This window comes from Cupriavidus sp. 10L43_2 (assembly GCF_056395265.1).
Genome location: NZ_JBFTJE010000002.1, coordinates 110,926 through 128,527, shown reverse-complemented (window position 1 = coordinate 128,527; position 17,602 = coordinate 110,926). Strand labels below are relative to the sequence as shown.

Below are 17,602 nucleotides of genomic sequence, written 5' to 3'. Positions count from 1 at the left end.
AACCGAGCGGATCAGTAATCGGCCCGTGACCGGGTGAGATTGGGGGGGTATCATCGCTCCGCAAGCGTTGGTGCGCCCCAGCCCCTTCAGGGGTTCAATTGGCTCGGGAGAGGATTCTGAAAGATTTCATTAATGAGACGGAAGGCCTGGCTGGCGCGAGGCTGACGTTGCTTCGCGATGGTCCGATCGAACTCTACCGCGCACAGTTTGTGGATTCGTCGGTAATCGCTGCGATACCCGTGGCCCCGGTGTCCGAAACCTCCCTCGAGCAGCTGCGCTACGAATACAGCATCAGAGACAAGTTCGATGGCGGCATTGCACTGCGCCCTTTAAGGTTCACCGTACATAATCAAAACCCGGCGCTGCTGCTGCACGATTCTGGTGGCGAGATGCTGAAAGACCTGATCTCAGGCGCCACGCCGCCGGAGATTTTCATTCGCCACGCACTGCTCGTGGCGTCGTCGCTGGCATCCGTCCATGACGCAGGCCTGGTCCACGGGGGATTGACGCCTTCGAACATCATGGTGCATCCAGGCGAGCGACGTGCAAGGTTGACGGGTTTTCGTGCGCTAGCCTTGATGCCGACGCTGTCCGCATTCGCTGGCGGAACGGAACGGGAAATGGACCGCGAGGCGCTGCACTATATGGCCCCGGAAGCGACTGGGCGGGTCAATCGAGTCTTCGACGAACGCTCAGATCTATATTCACTGGGCTGCATTTTCTTCCACATGCTGACCGGCCGCGTGCTTTTCCCTGGCGTTTCGCCATCGGAGCTCATCCATGCGCATATCGCTCGTCGTCCTGACGAAGATGTGCTCCTTGATCTGAAACGAAGTTTCAACGCGCGCCTCGTTGAGCTTGTATGTCGACTGCTGGCCAAGGAGCCAAGCGAGCGGTATCAACGGGCTTCCGATGTTGTTGACGATCTGGTTGCCCTGACCACAGTGAATCATCCGCGAACAGCAACCTTGGGACAAAGGCGTCGATCGGGTGCAAGTCTGTTCCGATCCGGAAGGCTGGTGGGTCGCCTGGCGGAGCTTGAGCGTCTTCGCGATGCCATTCAAAGCACGCCGGATGACCAGAAGCGGAGATTATGGTTAGTGGAAGGCCCGGCGGGCATTGGCAAGACCGCTTTAGTCAATCGTCTCAGGTTGGAGGTCGGCGGCAAAACCTGTGAGTTTGCGCAAGGCAAATGCGAGCTTGGGGATGGTGTCACACCCTATGCCAGCTTGTCCCGGGCCCTTCACGCACTCTTGAGAGCGGCGCTTGGATATCCTCCGCTGCAGTATGCGCAACTGCAGCGAAGGCTCCGCGAGGCCTTTGCCGACGAATCATCGATCATCACGACCATTTTCCCGGATTTCAGCCGACTCCTGGGAGAACACACGCACCATCCCGCTGTGTCGGCGCACGCAGAAAGGCATCGTTTCCTCGATGCCATCGCAAAGCTATTGCGTGCGTTCGCCTCGAAAGAGCGCCCGCTCTTATTGTTTCTGGATGACTTGCAGTGGGTCGACGAAGCAACGCTCGAGGTTGTTGAATATGTGCTGCAGAACCCGCTCTGTGGTCATGTCTTGTTGGTCGGCGCAATGCGCGACGGGAAAGTCGAGAGCGAGGGGGCTCACGTGCGCCCCTTTGTTCTGACCGATATGGTTGAGCGGATGACACTCGGACCTCTCTCTGGACGGGAAGTGGGCGGGCTCCTGCGCGCAGTCCTGGACGAAGATGATGTCGGGAATCTCACCGTACTCGAGGGCGCCATTTACCGCGGCGGCGGCGGTAATCCGCTTCACACGATACAGCTGGTCAGATCACTCATCGACGATGAGGTCATGGTCTACGACGAGGGCAACGGCGAATGGGTGGCATCCCTGCCGGCACTTGAAGCAAGATCAGACCTCTCAAGCGTGGTCGAGTTGTTGTCAACAAGGGTTGGGAGTCTGGCCCAGGACGCGCTGATGGCAACGCAATACCTGGCGATTCTCGCGGAGCCGTCATCGCTTGAAATCCTGTCTACGGCGATGTGCCGCCCACAAAATCTGGTCGAGCTTTCGCTGCGAGAAGCCCTTGAAAAGCAGTTCATTGTGTTGAGCGACGGCCTCTACTCCTTCACGCACGATCGGGTTCGCGACGCTGTATACGAAACATTCGGCGATCTCGAACGGCAGGAGAAACATCTGGAAGTTGGCAGCAACTTTTGGGAAAACGTTGTCAAGAATGGATTGAAGGTCAGTGTTTTTGTTGTCGCAAACCATTTGACCAGGGCGAGGCTGCCGGTTTCCGATCATCGACGGCGTCAGTTCGCGCTGATCATTCTTGACGCTGCCAATAAGGCCAGGGAAGCGACGGCCTATGAGGCGGCGATTGCGTACCTCGCCAATGCCCGGGATTTGTTGAAAGATCGGGCCGACCTCGACGGTGACTTGCTTGCGGTTATCGAATTGAGGCTTGGAGAGTGCGAGTTCGTGTGTATGCGAACTATTGAAGCATCAGAGCGAATCGCGGCGATATCGAAAGATCTACTGGATTCCGGGCACCGGGCAGAGCTTATTCGACTACGCCTCGCAATGTATGTGACGTTGGACCAGCCCGATAAAGGTCTGGAAGTTGGATTCCGGTATCTCGAAGAGGAGGCCGGCATCGTCTTCTCGAAGGACAATCGATTGGAAGGCGTCGAGGCCGACTATCGGCGACTTCTAGAGCATTACGGAAGCCGTAGTGTTCAAGATCTCGTCAACCTGAAGCTTATGGTCGACGAACGCGTTCGAAATGCGATGGACGTGATGACGGATCTCATACCGGCGGTGATGTTTTCCAGTCAGGACCTCGCCGAATTGATCATTCTTCGAATGATCAACCTCAGTCTTGAATATGGACACTGCGATGCGTCATGTTATGCCTACGTCTGTCTAAGCTTCATTGCTGGAGCCAGATTTGAGGACTATGCGACGACCGCTGTTTTCGGCGAACTCGCGATGCGGCTCCCGGCGGAGCGAGGGCTGAATCTATACGCCGGTCGTGTTCAGATGTGCTTCGGTGCGCTCAGCCTTCCTTGGACGGGCTCCGCCACGGAGGCGAGGCGGCATCTGGAGGAGGCGACGGCACTCACCGACCGCCAGGGTGACATGACGTTCGCCGTCTATTCCCGACGGCACATTGTCACGAATTTACTGTTCAGTGGTGGTGCGTTGTCGGAGGCTCAACAAATCGCCGAGGACGGTTTGAAACTCGCGCGGGATGCTGCGTTTGCGCTAGTCGTTGACGCGTTCATGGCACAGGCGTGGTTGATCCGCGAGCTCAGGGGGGTTCCCGTCGATATCGGGATGCACGATCCAAATGTCGAGTATCTCGATTTGCTGAGCGACTGTATCAGTGGAAAGTTCCATCGGGACATTGCCGCTTTTGCATTTTGGACGTACCGCCTGCAGGTCGCGGTCCTGTGGGGAGACCTGCCCAAGGCAATGGAGGCTGAAGCGCGCGCCAGCGCATCCGCATGGGCGTCTCCCGCCTTTCTGGAGAATGCTGATTTTGTTTTCTATAGCGGACTATTGCGCATCGCCATGGCGAGGACAGCCGCACCTGCCGATCGCGAAGCTCACACGCGTCTTGTGCGAGATCGGGTTCGGCAGATGCAGTGTTGGGCGGAGGCCTGTCCCGAGAATTTTCTCTCGCGCGAGAAATTGCTCGCCGCGGAGCTTTCTGAGCTGATGGAGGACAAGGCGAATAGTCTCGCGCTCTATGAAGAGGCGATAGCCTTGGCGGATCAGTCGCGCGATATGCACATTCAGAGCGTCGCCAGAGAGCTGGCATCTCGTTTCGCAGCGCGTTGTGGGCTCCGCTCCGCGCAACAGGGATACCTGGAGCAGGCGAGGAGTGCATACGCTTGCTGGGGGGCGGATGCAAAGGTTCGGCACCTCGATGTGGAGTTTCCCGCGCTTAGAGCAGGAAGGAGCACGGAGTTTCGCGAACTCGGGAACTCACTGTTATGGAGCGAGGATCGTTTCGAAACGGAAGTTGTACTGAGGTCGGTCCGGGCCTTGTCGGGGGAGTTCTCGTTACAACAGGTCATGAAGATCATCCTCCAGAATGCCCTGCAATATGCCGGCGCGGAGCGTGCGGTGCTGTGCTTGCTCGAAGACGGCGTGTTGTATGTGGCGGCACGTGCAAAATTGGCACAGGGACAGTTGGAAATGAATCTCGTACGGACGGTCCTCTCGCCGGAGTTGATTGCGACGCCCATCGCCTACCTGACGCTGCGCAGCAAGGAGTCTGTCGTGCTTGAGGATGCGCGCGATGACCCGCAATACGGACTCGACAGCTATGTTCGGGCACACAGATCGCGGTCGATTATGTGTGTCCCACTCCTCAAGCAGGGTTCACTCACAGGATTGCTGTATCTGGAGAATGCGTTGATCGCAGGCGTCTTCAATGCGACGCGTGTGAGGACCCTTGAGGTTCTCGCATCTCAGGTGGCATTTTCCCTGGAAAACGCGAAGTTGTATGAGAACGTTGAAGCCGAGCATATTCGGCGCGCGGAAGCCGACCGTTACGCCGGAGAGACACAGGAAAAATTGGCACGGGCTGCGCGGTTGACAGAATTGGGTGAACTCGCGGCATTCATCGTGCACGAAGTCAGTCAGCCCATCTCCACGGTGAGCACGTGTGCCCGCGCCGCAATTCGATGGCTGAATCGAGAGATTCCGGACCTTTCGGAGGCCGTGGCGGCGCTCGAGATGATCTCCGCAAGCAGCGAGCGTGCGACGAATATCATCGGAAGCATTCGAGCGATGGTCAAGGAGTCTCGTCCGAATAAATCGAGCATGGATATCCACGAGGCAATACTCGAGGTCTTCAATGTCTTGCGGGAGCGCATTGATGCTGAGAAGGTAATGCTATCGAGCACCTTCGCAACGGATGCCTTGATTGTCTCTGGTGATCGCATATTGCTGCAGCAAGTAGTGATGAATCTCTTGACCAACGCACTCGAGGCAATGAGTGACATGGAAGAGCGAGAGAAGTGCATTGCAGTCCAGACCCATATTGATGAACACCATATGGTCTGGGTGTCAGTCAGCGATACCGGCCGGGGCATCTCGGATGAGATCGCAGCGCACATCTTCGACTCTCTGGCCACCACAAAAGGATATGGGATGGGCATGGGCCTCTCCATTTGCAAGTCGATTGTGGAGGCTCACGACGGGAAGATTGAAGTTTGTAGTGCCGGCGCAGCAGGCGCCAGCTTCCGCTTCTCCGTCCCAATCTGGTGCAATTTCAAATAATCCGGTCTATCCCGACAAGGTGATGCGTCGATAACCGTCAAGCTGTGTGCGTTGATTCAGCAACGACTGTGAGGACGCATGCAGGCCACGCTTAACGGCACCGAACTCTTCTTTGACGTGGATGGCGAAGGATTTCGCCCGGAGCAGGGCACACTGGTGGAAAAGCCGGTGCTGGTGGTCATCCACGGGGGACTTGGATTCGACCATGGCTACCTGAAGCCCGGGCTGTCCGCGCTGCGCGATCAGGTGCAACTGCTTTACGTCGACTTGCGAGGGCAGGGGCGCTCGGGACGCCCACCGCTGGATACCTGCACGCTTGAGCAGATGGCCGATGATGTCGCGGCGCTGTGCGCGTATCTCGGCGTGGGGCAGGTTCATGTGTTTGGCCATTCGGCCGGCGGCTTTGTCGCCATGCATTTGGCGTTGCGCCATCCTGCGCTGGTACGGGGGCTGGTGCTGTGCAGCAGCTCGCCAACCGTGCAGCCGATTATGGACGATAACGGAGAGCCGGCGCCGACGCTGGCCTCGCGCGCCGGGCCCGAAACGATGGCGGTAGCGGCGCGGGTGTTTTCCGGTGACATTACCGCCGAAAGCGTCGAGGCCTTCTTCCGCGAGGTCGGTCCCTATTATGCGGCGCCGTCCCACATGGACGTGCCGCCTGCGCTCACGGCGCTCAGCATCGCTTCGGTCGACATCATGCGGCATTTCATGACGGTGATTGCGCCGTCCTATGACTTGCGGCCTCTCCTGGGCAGCATCTCCGCCCGAACCTTCGTACTGGTCGGCAAGTTCGACTGGGTGTGCCCGCCGCGCGCCAGCCGTGCCCTCGCCCGGGGCATTCCAGGCGCGGTGCTGGTGGAGTTCGATGACGCGGGCCATTTTCCATTTTCCGAGACACCGACGGCGTTCATCGACGCAATGGCGAATTATTTCGCGAGCTAATACGGAGGGATCATGACTGAACTTTGGCGCCTATCGGCAACTGAACTGGCCTCGCGTATTCGGCATCGTGAGGTGTCTGCCCGCGAGGCAGCAACGTCCGCGCTCGAACGCCTGGATGCCGTCAATCCGTTGATCAACGCGGTGGTCGCACATCGCCCGGAGTCGGTCCTGGCGCAGGCGGATGCCGTTGACGCGGCGTTGGCGCGCGGGGAGGACCCGGGGCCGTTGGCGGGTGTACCCGTCACCACGAAGATCAATACCGACCACGCGGGATTTGCGACGACGAACGGCACACGCCTGCAAGAGGGGCTGGTTGCGCAGCACAACAGTCCGGCCGTCGAGAACCTCGCGCGGGCGGGCGCCGTCCTGCTTGGCCGCAGCAACTCGCCCACGTTCGCGCTGCGCTGGTTCACCGACAATCGGGTCCACGGTCATACAAGCAATCCGCGCAGTCCTGCGCTTACGCCTGGAGGATCGAGCGGGGGAGGGGCGGCGGCGGTAACCGCGGGGATCGGCTGTATCGCGCTCGGTACCGACATCGGCGGCTCTATCCGCTACCCGGCGTACGCATGCGGCATCCACGGATTGCGGCCGTCGTTCGGCAGGGTGCCGGCGTTCAACGCCTCGTCGCCCGAGCGTCCGATCGGCGCCCAATTGATGTCCGCGACGGGGCCCATGGCGCGTACGGTGGCGGATCTTGAAGTTGCGCTGATGGCCATGTCCGCGCCCGATGTGCGTGATCCGTGGTGGGTGCCCGTGCCGCTACAGGGTCCCGAGACGGCGTTGCGGGCGGCGCTCTGTTTGCGCCCGGGTGGCATGGAGATCGCCCCGGAAGTGGAAGCTGCGCTGCGCGATGCGGCGCGGCGGCTGGTGGACGCGGGGTGGACGGTCGAAGAGATCGACGACACGCCGCTGATCCGTGATGCGGCCGAAGTTCAGGAGCGACTGTGGCTCGGCGATGGATTCCCGGCGCTCGTCGACGCTGTTACCCGGGATGGCGATCCCGGGGCGCGGGCCGTGGTCGAGGGCGTGCGTGCCAAGGTCAGTGCGATGCCCGGTGACGTCGTCAACAGCTCGCTGGTGCGCCGGACCACGCTGGTGCGTCATTGGCGCGCCTTCCTTGCCCAATACCCGGTGCTGCTGCTTCCTGTATCGGGAGAGTTGCCGTTCCCGGACGGGCTCGACATGCAGGGCGCGGCGGGCTTTCAGCGCGTCTGGGAAGCGCAGCTGACCATGCGGGCACTCCCGGCGATGGGGCTGCCAGGGCTCGTCGTCTCCACGAATCTGGTCGACTCGGTCCCCGTCGGCGTACAGATCGTGGCCAGCCATTTTCGGGAGGACCTGTGCCTGCTGGCAGGCAAGGCGATCGAGGCGCGCGGCACGCCGCCTTCGCCGATCGATCCCTTTACCAAGTGATGGAGGAGAGCCCCGCGTGGTAGCCACATTCGCGGAAAATGCGAATGACGCCGTCAACCTGCTGTGGCTCAATCCACAATGAAGAGCTTGGCGCCTGTCTTGGTATAAGACTGATGTGGCTCCGCGTTGTCGCCCACCTGATAGCTCATGCCCGCCGTCAAAACAAATTTCCGTCCATCTTCGAGCGTTGTTTCCAACTCACCTTCCATGCAGAAGAGGACATGCCCCTTTTGGCACCAATGGTCCGCGAGGTAGCCAGGGGTGTATTCCACCATCCGCACCCGAATCTGATTCGGCTTTTCACCGAAGCATCGCGTGCGCCAATAGGCCATGCCGGTTTCCCCCTGGTGCTCTGTCTTTTCGACTTCCGCCCAGTTGGTCGTCCCAAATGCAAATGCATCCATCTTCATGCTGTTGTTCCTTGTACTAGGAGTGTCGGTTCACAATTGCCGCCTCTACCAGAGTTTCACGTACGCCTTGCCGATCAGCGGGCGAAGCGAGGCCGATGCAAACCGATAGTTCCTCGCCCTCGACCAATGACCTGTAGACGACGCCAGCGCGTCGTAATGCGGTGAACGATTTCGGCAGCAGGGCTATGCCCTTTCCATTCGCCACATCAGCAAGTAGAACGTGATGGTCCGATGGCTCCCTCAATTTGGATGGGGCGAAACCATGGCGGGAGAAAACTGTCTGGCAGTGATCGAAGAACGCGGGCTGTCGCGCACGCTCGAACCAGAAGACTTTCTCACGTGCCAGGTCCGCGAGACCAATTCTTCTGCGCTTGGCTAATAGATGGCGTGACGGTATCGCGACGACCATCGGCAGTTGGTCGAGTTCCCGGACCTCCAGTTCGTGCGTTTCCGTAGGCAGCGCGATGAACGCTGCGTCCAGTTTGCCAGCGCGAAGCTGGCGTACGAGCCGGGGCGATGTATCGGAGAAGGTCGAGACAACAGTTCTGGGATGACGGGCTTGCACCCGTTGTGCCAGCCCGTGGAACCAGGCTGGTTCCACGGCGCTAGTCAGTCCAAGCCGGAGGTTGGCCGGCAGACCCTTAATCGTGAGCGCTGCCTCGGCCTCGCGAAGCAATTTGGCAATGCTGCGCGCATAAGGGAGCAGCTTCTCCCCAGCGACGGTAAGCGTCACGCCCCGCGTATTGCGGTCAAACAACCGCGTTCCCAACCGTTCTTCGAGTTCTCGAATTGCCCGGCTCAGTGGCGGCTGGGAAAGATGCAGCGTCTCGGCCGCCTGCCGGAAACTCAGTGCGTCCGCCACGGCAAGGAAAAGCAAAAGGGATCGGGAATCGAGGCGATCAGACATATCAAAAAGGTATCACAAACTTGGTCATTCCGCATCCCGGGTGCGTGCCCTACATTTGCCGCACCAACTCTTCTGGAGAAGATCAATGAACCTGACTCACCATGCTGCCCTGGCCGCTGTTTCCCGGCGCAATTGTCAACGGGGTGACCTATGAACCCAGAACGTTACGAGCGTGGCTTGCAGATGCTGGCTGCAGTGGATGGGGTTGCCGGTCAGAACGTGGTCGAAACGCTGGCGCAATCGTTTCCGGACTTCGCGCGCTACGTGGTTGAGTTTCCGTTCGGCGACATCTACGCCCGAAACGGCCTCGGCTTGCGCGAGCGGGAACTGGCAACTGTCGCAGCGCTTTGCGCACTCGGCAGTGCATTACCGCAGCTTCGCGTGCATGTACAAGCTGCATTGCACGTCGGCTGCAAACCGCGAGAGGTGGTGGAGGTTGTGATGCAGATGGCGGTATATGCGGGATTTCCGGCGGCACTGAACGGTTTGTCCGTCGTACGTGAGGTCTTCGCGGAGACTGGGATTCCGCTACCACTGGATTGAGGTCGCGGCGCCGACGCGGAGTTCCGCACACCGACCGTGCCTAGGCACGCTTGACGGTCGCATTCTGGTCATCGACATACGCATCGAGGAAAGCATCGGAAGCGACATGGTCGGCGAGTGCGCGCAGGGTGGCAGCTGAATCACTACCCAATACCTCCTCCACACGCTGGTTCGCTTTCGCCCAATAGACGATGGCTTCATGCAAGCGGGCGGTACCCACGCCTGTCAGGGATGCACGCTTGGACCGCTTGTCTTGCTCGTCCGTATGCAATTCCACAAGACCATCCCGAATCAGAGGCCGGAGCGCATGCGTCACCGCGGACATCTGAATCGCGAGTTTGCCCGCGAGGTCCTGCAAGGTTGGTGACCGCCCCCCGTCTGCGGAGGCCAGCCGCTCGATGTCAGCCAATAGCCCCACCTGCGTTGCCTTCAGGCCAAGAGGCGCAAGTGCATCGTCATAGAGGTTGCCCAGACGGCGTGCCGCGCGCCTGAGCGAGGTGTTGGTGCAAACCAGCTTCTCGAAAATGCTCTTTTCTTCACCTGGCATACCGCCTGCGTCCGCAATCGCGGTAGCGGCTTCATCACGTTTCTTTCCCATCCCGTAAGAATGGTTGAGTACAGCACCGTTGACAAGTAGCAGCGATGCCGCTATAAACTTGAGCACTCAATTAAATACTTGAGCACTCATTCAATTCAAAGGAGATATGCATGTCCACTTCCAGAAAAACTGCCGTCGTAACCGGCGCATCATCGGGCATCGGTGCCATCTATGCCGATCGACTGGCCGCTCGCGGCTACGACCTCGTCCTGGTCGCACGGCGCGCCGACCGACTGGCCGCACTGTCGGAGAAGCTGTCTGAGACTCACGGGGTCAAAGTTCAGGTTCTGGTTGCCGACCTCGAGAACGAGGCCGACGTCGTCAAGGTCGAGGCGGTGCTGGCGAACGATGCCCGCGTGCGCGTCCTCGTGAACAATGCCGGCTTCGCTCGACTGCGTCCGCTCGCGCAATCGTCGGTGAACGATTCAACGTCGCAGATCGCGTTGAACATCACGTCGCTGACGCGCCTTACGCACGCCGCGCTGCCCGGATTTCTGTCGCGCAACGATGGGGTCATCATCAATATCGCTTCGGTGCTGGCGGTCCACTCGCTGCCGGTGAGCTCGGTCTATAGCGGCACGAAGGCATACGTGCTGGCTTTCACTCGCGGTCTTCAGGACGAACTCGCGAACACTGGCGTGAAGGTGCAAGTGGTGCTGCCGGCGTCGACCGCGACCGAAATCTGGACGGAAGGTGTCTCCGGCGTGCCGCTGTCCGCGCTCCGCCCGGAAAGCGTGATGAGCGCGGAAGATATGGTCGACGCCGCGCTGGTCGGCCTCGATAACGGGGAAGCCGTCACCTGGCCCTCTGTCGCCGACGAGAGCCTGTGGGCGAAGTACGATGCGGCACGTTCCGCGTTATTCGCGGCAACGCAGGTTGGCACGCCTGCCCCGCGCTATCAGAAGACTTGACCGGGGGACCAGTCTGCGCGGACATGGGCAGTTTCGCTCCTGGCTTGGCGGCAGGGCCGTCAGTTTGGGAGGATGTGGGGGAGGGGTGCGACATTAGAAAAAGCGGCCAACACCTAATGTCTAGGCGGTTCTGAATGGTCTACGGCTCAGCCACATTCAAATGCAGTCCGAGCGTGCTTTTTGTGCGGGGTGTTGATCTTTCGAGGGGGGTGGGGTGGGTGGGGCTGGCCAGGGGCGCCTGAGCCGGAGCAGGGCGGGGCAGTTGCATGACGAGGTGCCACGGCGGAGCCAGGCTCGCAGTCACGGGCAGCTATCGACCCATAGCGGGCATCGGCCTCGCCTTTAGCAGTCATTTGTGGGGTGGATCGGCCTTGTCCGTCTAGAGGGGAAACTTGCAAACCGGGACCCGTGAAACGCGCGGGGCATGACATCAGAATCTGACGTTAGACGAAAATTCCACGCAGATCAGGCTGAAATCGCGCGAATTTGCGCTTTCGCCGCCACCTTCTAAGCTGCTCTCATTGCCTGCGGCCCTCAGGCGTTTGCCGCGCGCGTCCCCGCGTGCCGAACGATGAGGCGCCAATGATAAAAAGAAGATGCTCAAGGCTTGTACGGCTGACGCTCGGCCCGTTGTGGGCCGTGGCAACCGGCCTGACGCAGGCGGCACCCGACACGGTGCAGTATCAGGTGCCGATGGCCGAGGCACCGGTCTTTGTCACGCAGGCCATCGACACGTTGCCGGTGCGCGGCACCCGGGTGATCTCGGTGATGGCGTGCGGGATGGAACTCGACTTCGTCAATCGCTTCCGCGCGCACGACAGCAGCGAGGACATGGCCGCCGAAGTCCTCGGCAAGGTCGTGTGGAGCCAGCTCGGCAGGCGTCGTTTGCCATTGGCGGAGTTCGAACCGGGCTGGTGTACGGCAACGGTGACGTTCGACCGTACCGTGATCTGCCGGCTGTTCAAGGACGAGTGCAGGTCCACTGACGAAGCGACCCGCATCGCTGCCGCAGACAAGTTCCTCGACGATCCCATCTGGAAAGCGCTGGTGAGCCCGCCAGAAGGCGGCCTGCCCGATGTGGCACCACTGCAGCAGAAGCTGGTGGGATTCGCGCCGCTCGTATGCGCAACGCCCGGTTTCTACAACGTATCGGCTGTCCTGCAGGATCCACCGGACCCGAGCATTCCGACAGACTTCGGACGCGTACACCTGACCTTCCGCATTGCCACGGCCTGTCTGATTGCGCAGGCCAACACGGCGCTGCTCAATATGTCGCGGGGCACCCAGCAGGTGGGGACGGACGGGATGCTGTGCGCGGGCCGCGTGGGCAAGACGCACGGCGACTGGGACGCCACGTTGAAGGACCTGATCCGCGTAGCCGAGCTGGACCGCGCGCGGCCCATCCTGTCACAGGAAGCGAGGACCAGGCTCAACGATCAATTGATCGATATCGATGGCGGCCCCGCGCAGGAGCGCTATCACCTGTGGGAATGCGGCAACGAGGAGCGCAGTGTCGGCAGCCCGCAGGAGCGATCGGACGACCGCGACGGCTTCGACGGGTTGATGGAAGACCTGGCGAACACGCTGGAAGACCTCGCCTGGATTCTGCTGATCATCTTCCTGATCGCTGCGGCGGTGGCGGTGACCATCTTCACTGCCGGTCTTGGCGGCGTGCTCCTGCTGGTGCTGGTAAGCGTGGTGGCCGCGGGGGTCGCCACGGCAGCTGCCCTCGCGCTGGTGCTCACGATTCCGGAAACCGAGAATCACCTCTTCCTGATCAACACCACGAAGTACCTCAACAACCAGTACATCATGTCGAATGGGGGCACCGGCTATGCGAGCGACCAGAAGAATCTACGCGAATGGCTGCTGGAACATACCCAACGCGTGGTGAAGGCCGACTTCCTCGAATACAACAGCCGGCCCTATCAGCGATACAGCCTGGCCGCGATCATGAACCTTGCCGATTTTGCCAAGGACCCCGATGTCAGAACTGGCGCGCAGCTTGCGCTTGAGTATGCGGTGGCGAAGTATGCGATATCGAGCAACGAAGGGCGGCGCATCGTGCCATATCGCCGCAAGCGCGAGTACCTGTTTCACGTCGATGGCCTGCCTCACGATCCCAAAAAATGGCCGTTCAACGGATTGTTCGACCTCAGCGAGGGCGCCGACTACCTGCACGCCCTGGGACTGCTGTACTTCGGCCGATCGCTGAACCTGCCAGCAGGCGGCGGCAATTCCTATGCGGCCACCAGCGCGTACGCGTCGCAGGCGATCTATGCGGCCACGTCATACTGGCGGCCCGACGAGGCCATCTTCTCGTTGGCGATGGAACGCGGCCATGCGCCGCTCGTGCATCAGCGCATTCACCACGATGGCTGGGAGATCGTTTCCAGCGGGGCCAGTTTCACGATCACGGCCGGCGGCGTGACCACGGGCATGCCGATGAACACGACCACCGATGGACTTGACGGCACCATCCTCAAGGACACGCAAGACGGCCTGGGCGCGGCGGTGCCGACGACGCTGATGCTGGCCGGCCCCCCGCACGTCGCACCGCTGTTCGACCGCAAGGAACGCGTTCGGGAATCGGATACACGCCGTTCTTCGTTGGAGCGTTTCCTGCGTTTCGATGGCAGGCGGGCGGAGGTGGGGGGCCATGCCCCCAGCTACGACCAGAACCTGTGCGTCTGGGACGGCTTCGCTTGCGGCGTCAATCTCATGATTCCAGACGACCTGAGAGCGTGCATGAAGCCGGATGACCAGCGCCCGAACTGGTTCCTGGTCCGGTCCGACGATCCCGCGTGCCCGGGTTACAACGCCGGTCCCACGTTCTGGATGGCCATCTACAACGAGCCGCGCGCAGGGAACGACTCGCGTTTCGGCCCGTTCGATAACGTCGGCCTGATCGAGATCGTCGACGGCGCGGAGATGGACTTCGAGACATTCAGCACGCGCGCGCGGCAACGGAATCCGGGGCCCGGTCCGCTGATGGGCACGGGCTCCGCCTGCAATGGTGAATACGTGTCGGTGCGAGGCACGACCGGCCAGCGTATCGGTTTCGATTGCGTACAGGTGACGTCCGTCAACGGCACCGCACAGCCGGACCGCGATGACTGGCCTCACGCGGGCGCCGCCCCGGGCGCGCTGGGCGTGGCGCCCATGACATCGGGCGGCGACGGCCGCGTCGAGATCACCAGTCCGGTGACGCGGCGCAGGATCGTGCTCGATTTCACGCGGCTGGATAACCCGATGTTCATCCTGCTGGGTCCGCCATGAACCTGATTACGAAGTGGTTGCACGGTATCGTGCCAATGCTCGTCGCGGGCCTGGCCCATGCCGATGCCACCGTCACGGCCTGCGGCCAGGACGTCTGGCCTGGTGATGCACGCACGGACCTGAGCGAGGCGCTTCAGGCCGGCGGGCGTATCACGTTTGCTTGCGCCGGGACCATCGCCTTCACCACCACGCATGCGCTCAGCCGGGACGTGGTGATCGACGGCGAGGGCAAGGTCACGCTCGATGGCAACGGACACCGCATGTTCGGGATCCGCGCCGGTGTACACGCCTCGTTCACACGTATCACGATCCGTGGGGGTGGCACATCGGGCGGCAACCCAGGCAGCGTGATTTCGGGGGAAGGAGCGGTATCGTTGCTGGCAGGGACCACCATCCGCAACTCGGATCGTCCGATCTGGCTGCTGGCGGGCAATCTCGTCTTGCGCGATGCCTGGATTGCCGAGAATACCGGTCCAGTGCTGGTGGTGTCCGAAGGAGAACTCGATATCTCGCAAAACAGTCGTCTGACCGACAACAAGGGTGGCGAGGTGCTGGCCACGGGGCCGGGCACCACGGTGCGCATTGCGGATACCCAATTCCTGCGCAATGGCCACGCCAGCTTTGGCGGCAGCGCGGCGGGAAACTGCGAAGTCACCATCCGGAATGCCTGGTTTGCCGATAACGCCGATACACAGGACGGCGGCGCCATCCTGTCGCGCTGCGCGCTGACCGTGGAAGACAGCCAGTTCGAGCGCAATCGCGCCGGCGGCGATGGCGGCGCTATCCGCCAGACACACGGTGCCACGGCGGTCATGCGCAAGGTGACGTTCCGCGCCAACCAGGCGGCCGGCAGCGGGGGCGCCATCGCGGCCGTCTGGGATTTGCAACGGCAGGGCAGCCTGCGCGTGCGAAACAGCCGATTCGAGCGCAACGTCGCCACCCGTGCCGGCGGCGCAATCTATGCGGGAGAGTCTGCGCTGGTGGAGATCAGCGTCGATGGCTTTGTCGGTAACACGGCCGGTACGGCGGGCGGCGCCATCTACGCGCGGCAGGCGCGGCTCGACAGCAGAGGCAGCCTGTTTCGCCAGAACACCGCCAATACCGGCGCCGCTATTCAGACGCTGTGCATGCCGGCCATGGGGCAGATTGCGAACACGATCCTTGTCGACAACTCGGCAAAGCAGGGCGCTGGCGCGTTCCATGGCGGCAACGTGCGATTCCTGAACGTCACCATCGCCGGTAATGGCAGCCGTCCCGTACAGCACGCCCAGCTTTGTGGTGATACATCGGCCATCGAGTTCGCCAACACCATCGTGCTGGGTAACTGGAATGGCGCCTGCGGGGGCGCGGATGCGCAGCGCACATTCCGCGACCTTGGCCATAACCTCCAGTTTCCCGGCAATGCCTGCGGCAGCACGATTCCCAGTGTTTTCCCGATACTGGGGCCGTTTTATGCACCGCTGCGTCCACTGAGTCCGGCCGGCAACGGTGGCGACAATGCGCTATGCATGGCGGCTCCGATCAATGGGCGGGACATCTTCGGCACACATCGGCCGCAGGGTGAGGCGTGTTCGATCGGCGCGGTGGAAGGGGACCTCTCGACCCTGTTCGACCGTTACTGGCGCAAACGGCGCGACGCGTTGACGAAGTAGAGAGGCGGCGCCGATCGCAGCAGAGTGTGCGTGCTCCGAACGGGGTAAGCCGTGAGTAGCATGGCAACAAGTGAAAGACATCCTATGCTCGGCGCATGCTGCGCTGCATCGATTTCCGCTCTCGCCATCCACGAAATGCGCATCGGACCAGAATTGCTGCTGGGCTCTGTCTCCATCAAGTTAGTTTTTTCGAGGCGTGCCCCTTGAGACACTCCTACACAGCATACGGGCGTGAAAATTCAGTCGCGCGAGAACGTGGCTCCGCCGGTTGGCCGGATATACCGTGGGGTTGGCAGCCCCATGGCCTTGGCGGCATTGAGAATGCCGTCCTCGATCGCACCGGCGTCACGCACGGACTGGTATTCGCCGTCCTTGAAGATTACGTTGGCGCCATAGACGACCATAAAGCCCTCAGCGGGCTCTTTGGCATCGGCCGGTACCGAGAACGTGTGAATGGAGCCGCCCGGTTCATACAGGTAACTACCGGCTGTTTGCGGGTCCTCTGGGTACTCGACATAGTTCCATTCGCCCTTCGTCGTGAAGAAGTGGACGGTCCCGGTGTGGAAATGGGGCGGCAGTGTCGTGCCTGGCTCGAATTTTCCGTACAGGACCCAGACACCGCTCTCACGATCGAGGAAGAGCGGGACGATGGTGGAGCCGGATTCCGAGCCTGGGAACGCCACTGCATCGTGAATGTTGAAGGACAGCAGTCGATCCTGATGGGTAAAGACCTTGGGCAATGCCATGATGCAAATCTCCTGAGGCGACGAGTCGAATCGCGCGGATATAGCTGTGTCTCGTCGCCGGTATGTTGAAAGTGTCCGGAAGTCCGGGTGGCTCAGAGATAAAGTCCGCCATCGACTGCAATCTCGGTGCCGGTGATGTAGCGAGATTCATCGCTTGCCAAGAACAGCGACGCATAGGCGATGTCCCATGGAGTGCCTTGGTGGCCCATCGGGCAACGCAGATTTCGCGCGTCGCGTGCGGCTTGTCCCGCCGCAGCGTCACCCTTGGTCAGGTGCGCGGCGTGTGGTGTGTCGATCAATCCGGGGACCACGACGTTAGCCCGAACACGATCAGAAGCGTAGCGGCGCGCGAGCACACGCGTCATATGGTTGAGCGCCGCCTTTGACGTGTTGTAAGCCAGAAACGGCATCGGGCTCCATTTTCGGCTGGCGATCGACGAAATGTTTACGATCGAACCACCGCCCTGTTTCACCATGCGAGGGATTACCTGCTGGCAGGCCAGCATGACGCCTTTGAGATTGATGTCGAAGACGCGATCCCAATCTTCTTCGCGGATATCCTCGAGCTCCGCCACGATCTCGATACCGACATTGTTATGTAGTACATCGATGCGTCCGAACTCGGATGCGCAATAGCTGGCCATGGCTGCAAGCTGGGCCTTCCGGCATACGTCGGCCTCGAACGGCAGTGCATCGCCGCCGGCTTCGCGGATTTGCTCAACAACGCGTTGCGCGGCTTTGGTGTCGCGGTCTACGCAGAGGACGCGCGCGCCTTCCCGCGCATAGACAATGGCCGCGGCAGAGCCATTGCTGACGTCCGCGCCACTGGAGCCAGCGCCCACGACGATGGCGACCTTACCGGCCAGCCGGCCATGCCCACTGGCGATTGCAAGTGCTGAATCTCCCATGCCGGCGTCCC

General features: G+C 61.1%; 12 protein-coding genes. 7 read left to right on the top strand and 5 right to left on the bottom strand.

The features are described 5' to 3' along the window. Positions 1–98 precede the first annotated feature (98 nt). The 3 genes from AC1DEL_RS02855 (at position 99) to AC1DEL_RS02845 (ending at position 7,637) form a co-directional block, all read left to right on the top strand. On the top strand, positions 99–5,279 hold the full coding sequence (locus tag AC1DEL_RS02855; protein ID WP_477125179.1) for a trifunctional serine/threonine-protein kinase/ATP-binding protein/sensor histidine kinase: 5,181 nt from the start codon (positions 99–101) through the stop codon (positions 5,277–5,279). Between the two features lie 78 nt (positions 5,280–5,357). Then, complete coding sequence (locus AC1DEL_RS02850) at positions 5,358–6,221, top strand: alpha/beta fold hydrolase (RefSeq protein ID WP_441590941.1); 864 nt, start codon at positions 5,358–5,360, stop codon at positions 6,219–6,221. A gap of 12 nt (positions 6,222–6,233) precedes the next feature. Continuing rightward, positions 6,234–7,637, top strand: a complete 1,404-nt coding sequence (locus AC1DEL_RS02845) for an amidase family protein (RefSeq protein WP_477113683.1) — start codon at positions 6,234–6,236, stop codon at positions 7,635–7,637. 68 nt (positions 7,638–7,705) lie between these two features. Here the strand turns inward: AC1DEL_RS02845 and AC1DEL_RS02840 are convergent, their stop codons facing one another. Further along, positions 7,706–8,047: a DHCW motif cupin fold protein gene (locus AC1DEL_RS02840; RefSeq protein ID WP_441590937.1), complete on the bottom strand. Its 342-nt coding sequence runs from the start codon at positions 8,045–8,047 to the stop codon at positions 7,706–7,708. Positions 8,048–8,063: 16 nt separating this feature from the next. Further along, positions 8,064–8,954: a LysR family transcriptional regulator gene (locus tag AC1DEL_RS02835; protein WP_477125178.1), complete on the bottom strand. Its 891-nt coding sequence runs from the start codon at positions 8,952–8,954 to the stop codon at positions 8,064–8,066. A 150-nt stretch (positions 8,955–9,104) separates the two neighbouring features. Between AC1DEL_RS02835 and AC1DEL_RS02830 the strand changes: the two genes are divergently transcribed. Beyond that, positions 9,105–9,497, top strand: coding sequence for a carboxymuconolactone decarboxylase family protein (locus AC1DEL_RS02830; RefSeq protein WP_092301275.1), 393 nt, complete (start codon positions 9,105–9,107; stop codon positions 9,495–9,497). Positions 9,498–9,537: 40 nt separating this feature from the next. Here the strand turns inward: AC1DEL_RS02830 and AC1DEL_RS02825 are convergent, their stop codons facing one another. Next, complete coding sequence (locus AC1DEL_RS02825; RefSeq protein ID WP_477125177.1) at positions 9,538–10,095, bottom strand: MarR family winged helix-turn-helix transcriptional regulator; 558 nt, start codon at positions 10,093–10,095, stop codon at positions 9,538–9,540. A gap of 110 nt (positions 10,096–10,205) precedes the next feature. Between AC1DEL_RS02825 and AC1DEL_RS02820 the strand changes: the two genes are divergently transcribed. From AC1DEL_RS02820 to AC1DEL_RS02810, 3 genes are all read left to right on the top strand, one after another. Next, complete coding sequence (locus tag AC1DEL_RS02820; protein WP_177220015.1) at positions 10,206–11,006, top strand: SDR family NAD(P)-dependent oxidoreductase; 801 nt, start codon at positions 10,206–10,208, stop codon at positions 11,004–11,006. Between the two features lie 639 nt (positions 11,007–11,645). Beyond that, complete coding sequence (locus AC1DEL_RS02815) at positions 11,646–14,285, top strand: hypothetical protein (protein WP_477125176.1); 2,640 nt, start codon at positions 11,646–11,648, stop codon at positions 14,283–14,285. After that, positions 14,282–15,937 carry a hypothetical protein gene (locus AC1DEL_RS02810; RefSeq protein WP_092301287.1) on the top strand — a complete coding sequence of 552 codons (1,656 nt, stop codon included), beginning with the start codon at positions 14,282–14,284 and terminating at the stop codon, positions 15,935–15,937. Before AC1DEL_RS02815 ends, AC1DEL_RS02810 begins: the two co-directional genes overlap by 4 nt. A gap of 239 nt (positions 15,938–16,176) precedes the next feature. Here AC1DEL_RS02810 and AC1DEL_RS02805 read toward each other — a convergent pair whose 3' ends face one another. Both AC1DEL_RS02805 and AC1DEL_RS02800 read right to left on the bottom strand, forming a co-directional pair. After that, entirely contained in the window at positions 16,177–16,683 is a 507-nt protein-coding gene (locus AC1DEL_RS02805) for a 2,4'-dihydroxyacetophenone dioxygenase family protein (protein WP_477125175.1), read from the bottom strand. 92 nt (positions 16,684–16,775) lie between these two features. After that, positions 16,776–17,591 (bottom strand): SDR family NAD(P)-dependent oxidoreductase, encoded by an 816-nt coding sequence (locus tag AC1DEL_RS02800; protein WP_477113688.1) that lies wholly within the window; start codon positions 17,589–17,591, stop codon positions 16,776–16,778. Positions 17,592–17,602: the final 11 nt, after the last annotated feature.

Bases quoted from the DNA above. Each gene is read 5' to 3' on its own strand.
- AC1DEL_RS02850 (WP_441590941.1), top strand. From the start codon at position 5,358: ATGCAGGCCACGCTTAACGGCACCGAACTCTTCTTTGACGTGGATGGC.
- AC1DEL_RS02845 (WP_477113683.1), top strand. From the start codon at position 6,234: ATGACTGAACTTTGGCGCCTATCGGCAACTGAACTGGCCTCGCGTATT.
- AC1DEL_RS02840 (WP_441590937.1), bottom strand. From the start codon at position 8,047: ATGAAGATGGATGCATTTGCATTTGGGACGACCAACTGGGCGGAAGTC.
- AC1DEL_RS02835 (WP_477125178.1), bottom strand. From the start codon at position 8,954: ATGTCTGATCGCCTCGATTCCCGATCCCTTTTGCTTTTCCTTGCCGTG.
- AC1DEL_RS02830 (WP_092301275.1), top strand. From the start codon at position 9,105: ATGAACCCAGAACGTTACGAGCGTGGCTTGCAGATGCTGGCTGCAGTG.
- AC1DEL_RS02825 (WP_477125177.1), bottom strand. From the start codon at position 10,095: ATGGGAAAGAAACGTGATGAAGCCGCTACCGCGATTGCGGACGCAGGC.
- AC1DEL_RS02820 (WP_177220015.1), top strand. From the start codon at position 10,206: ATGTCCACTTCCAGAAAAACTGCCGTCGTAACCGGCGCATCATCGGGC.
- AC1DEL_RS02810 (WP_092301287.1), top strand. From the start codon at position 14,282: ATGAACCTGATTACGAAGTGGTTGCACGGTATCGTGCCAATGCTCGTC.
- AC1DEL_RS02805 (WP_477125175.1), bottom strand. From the start codon at position 16,683: ATGGCATTGCCCAAGGTCTTTACCCATCAGGATCGACTGCTGTCCTTC.
- AC1DEL_RS02800 (WP_477113688.1), bottom strand. From the start codon at position 17,591: ATGGGAGATTCAGCACTTGCAATCGCCAGTGGGCATGGCCGGCTGGCC.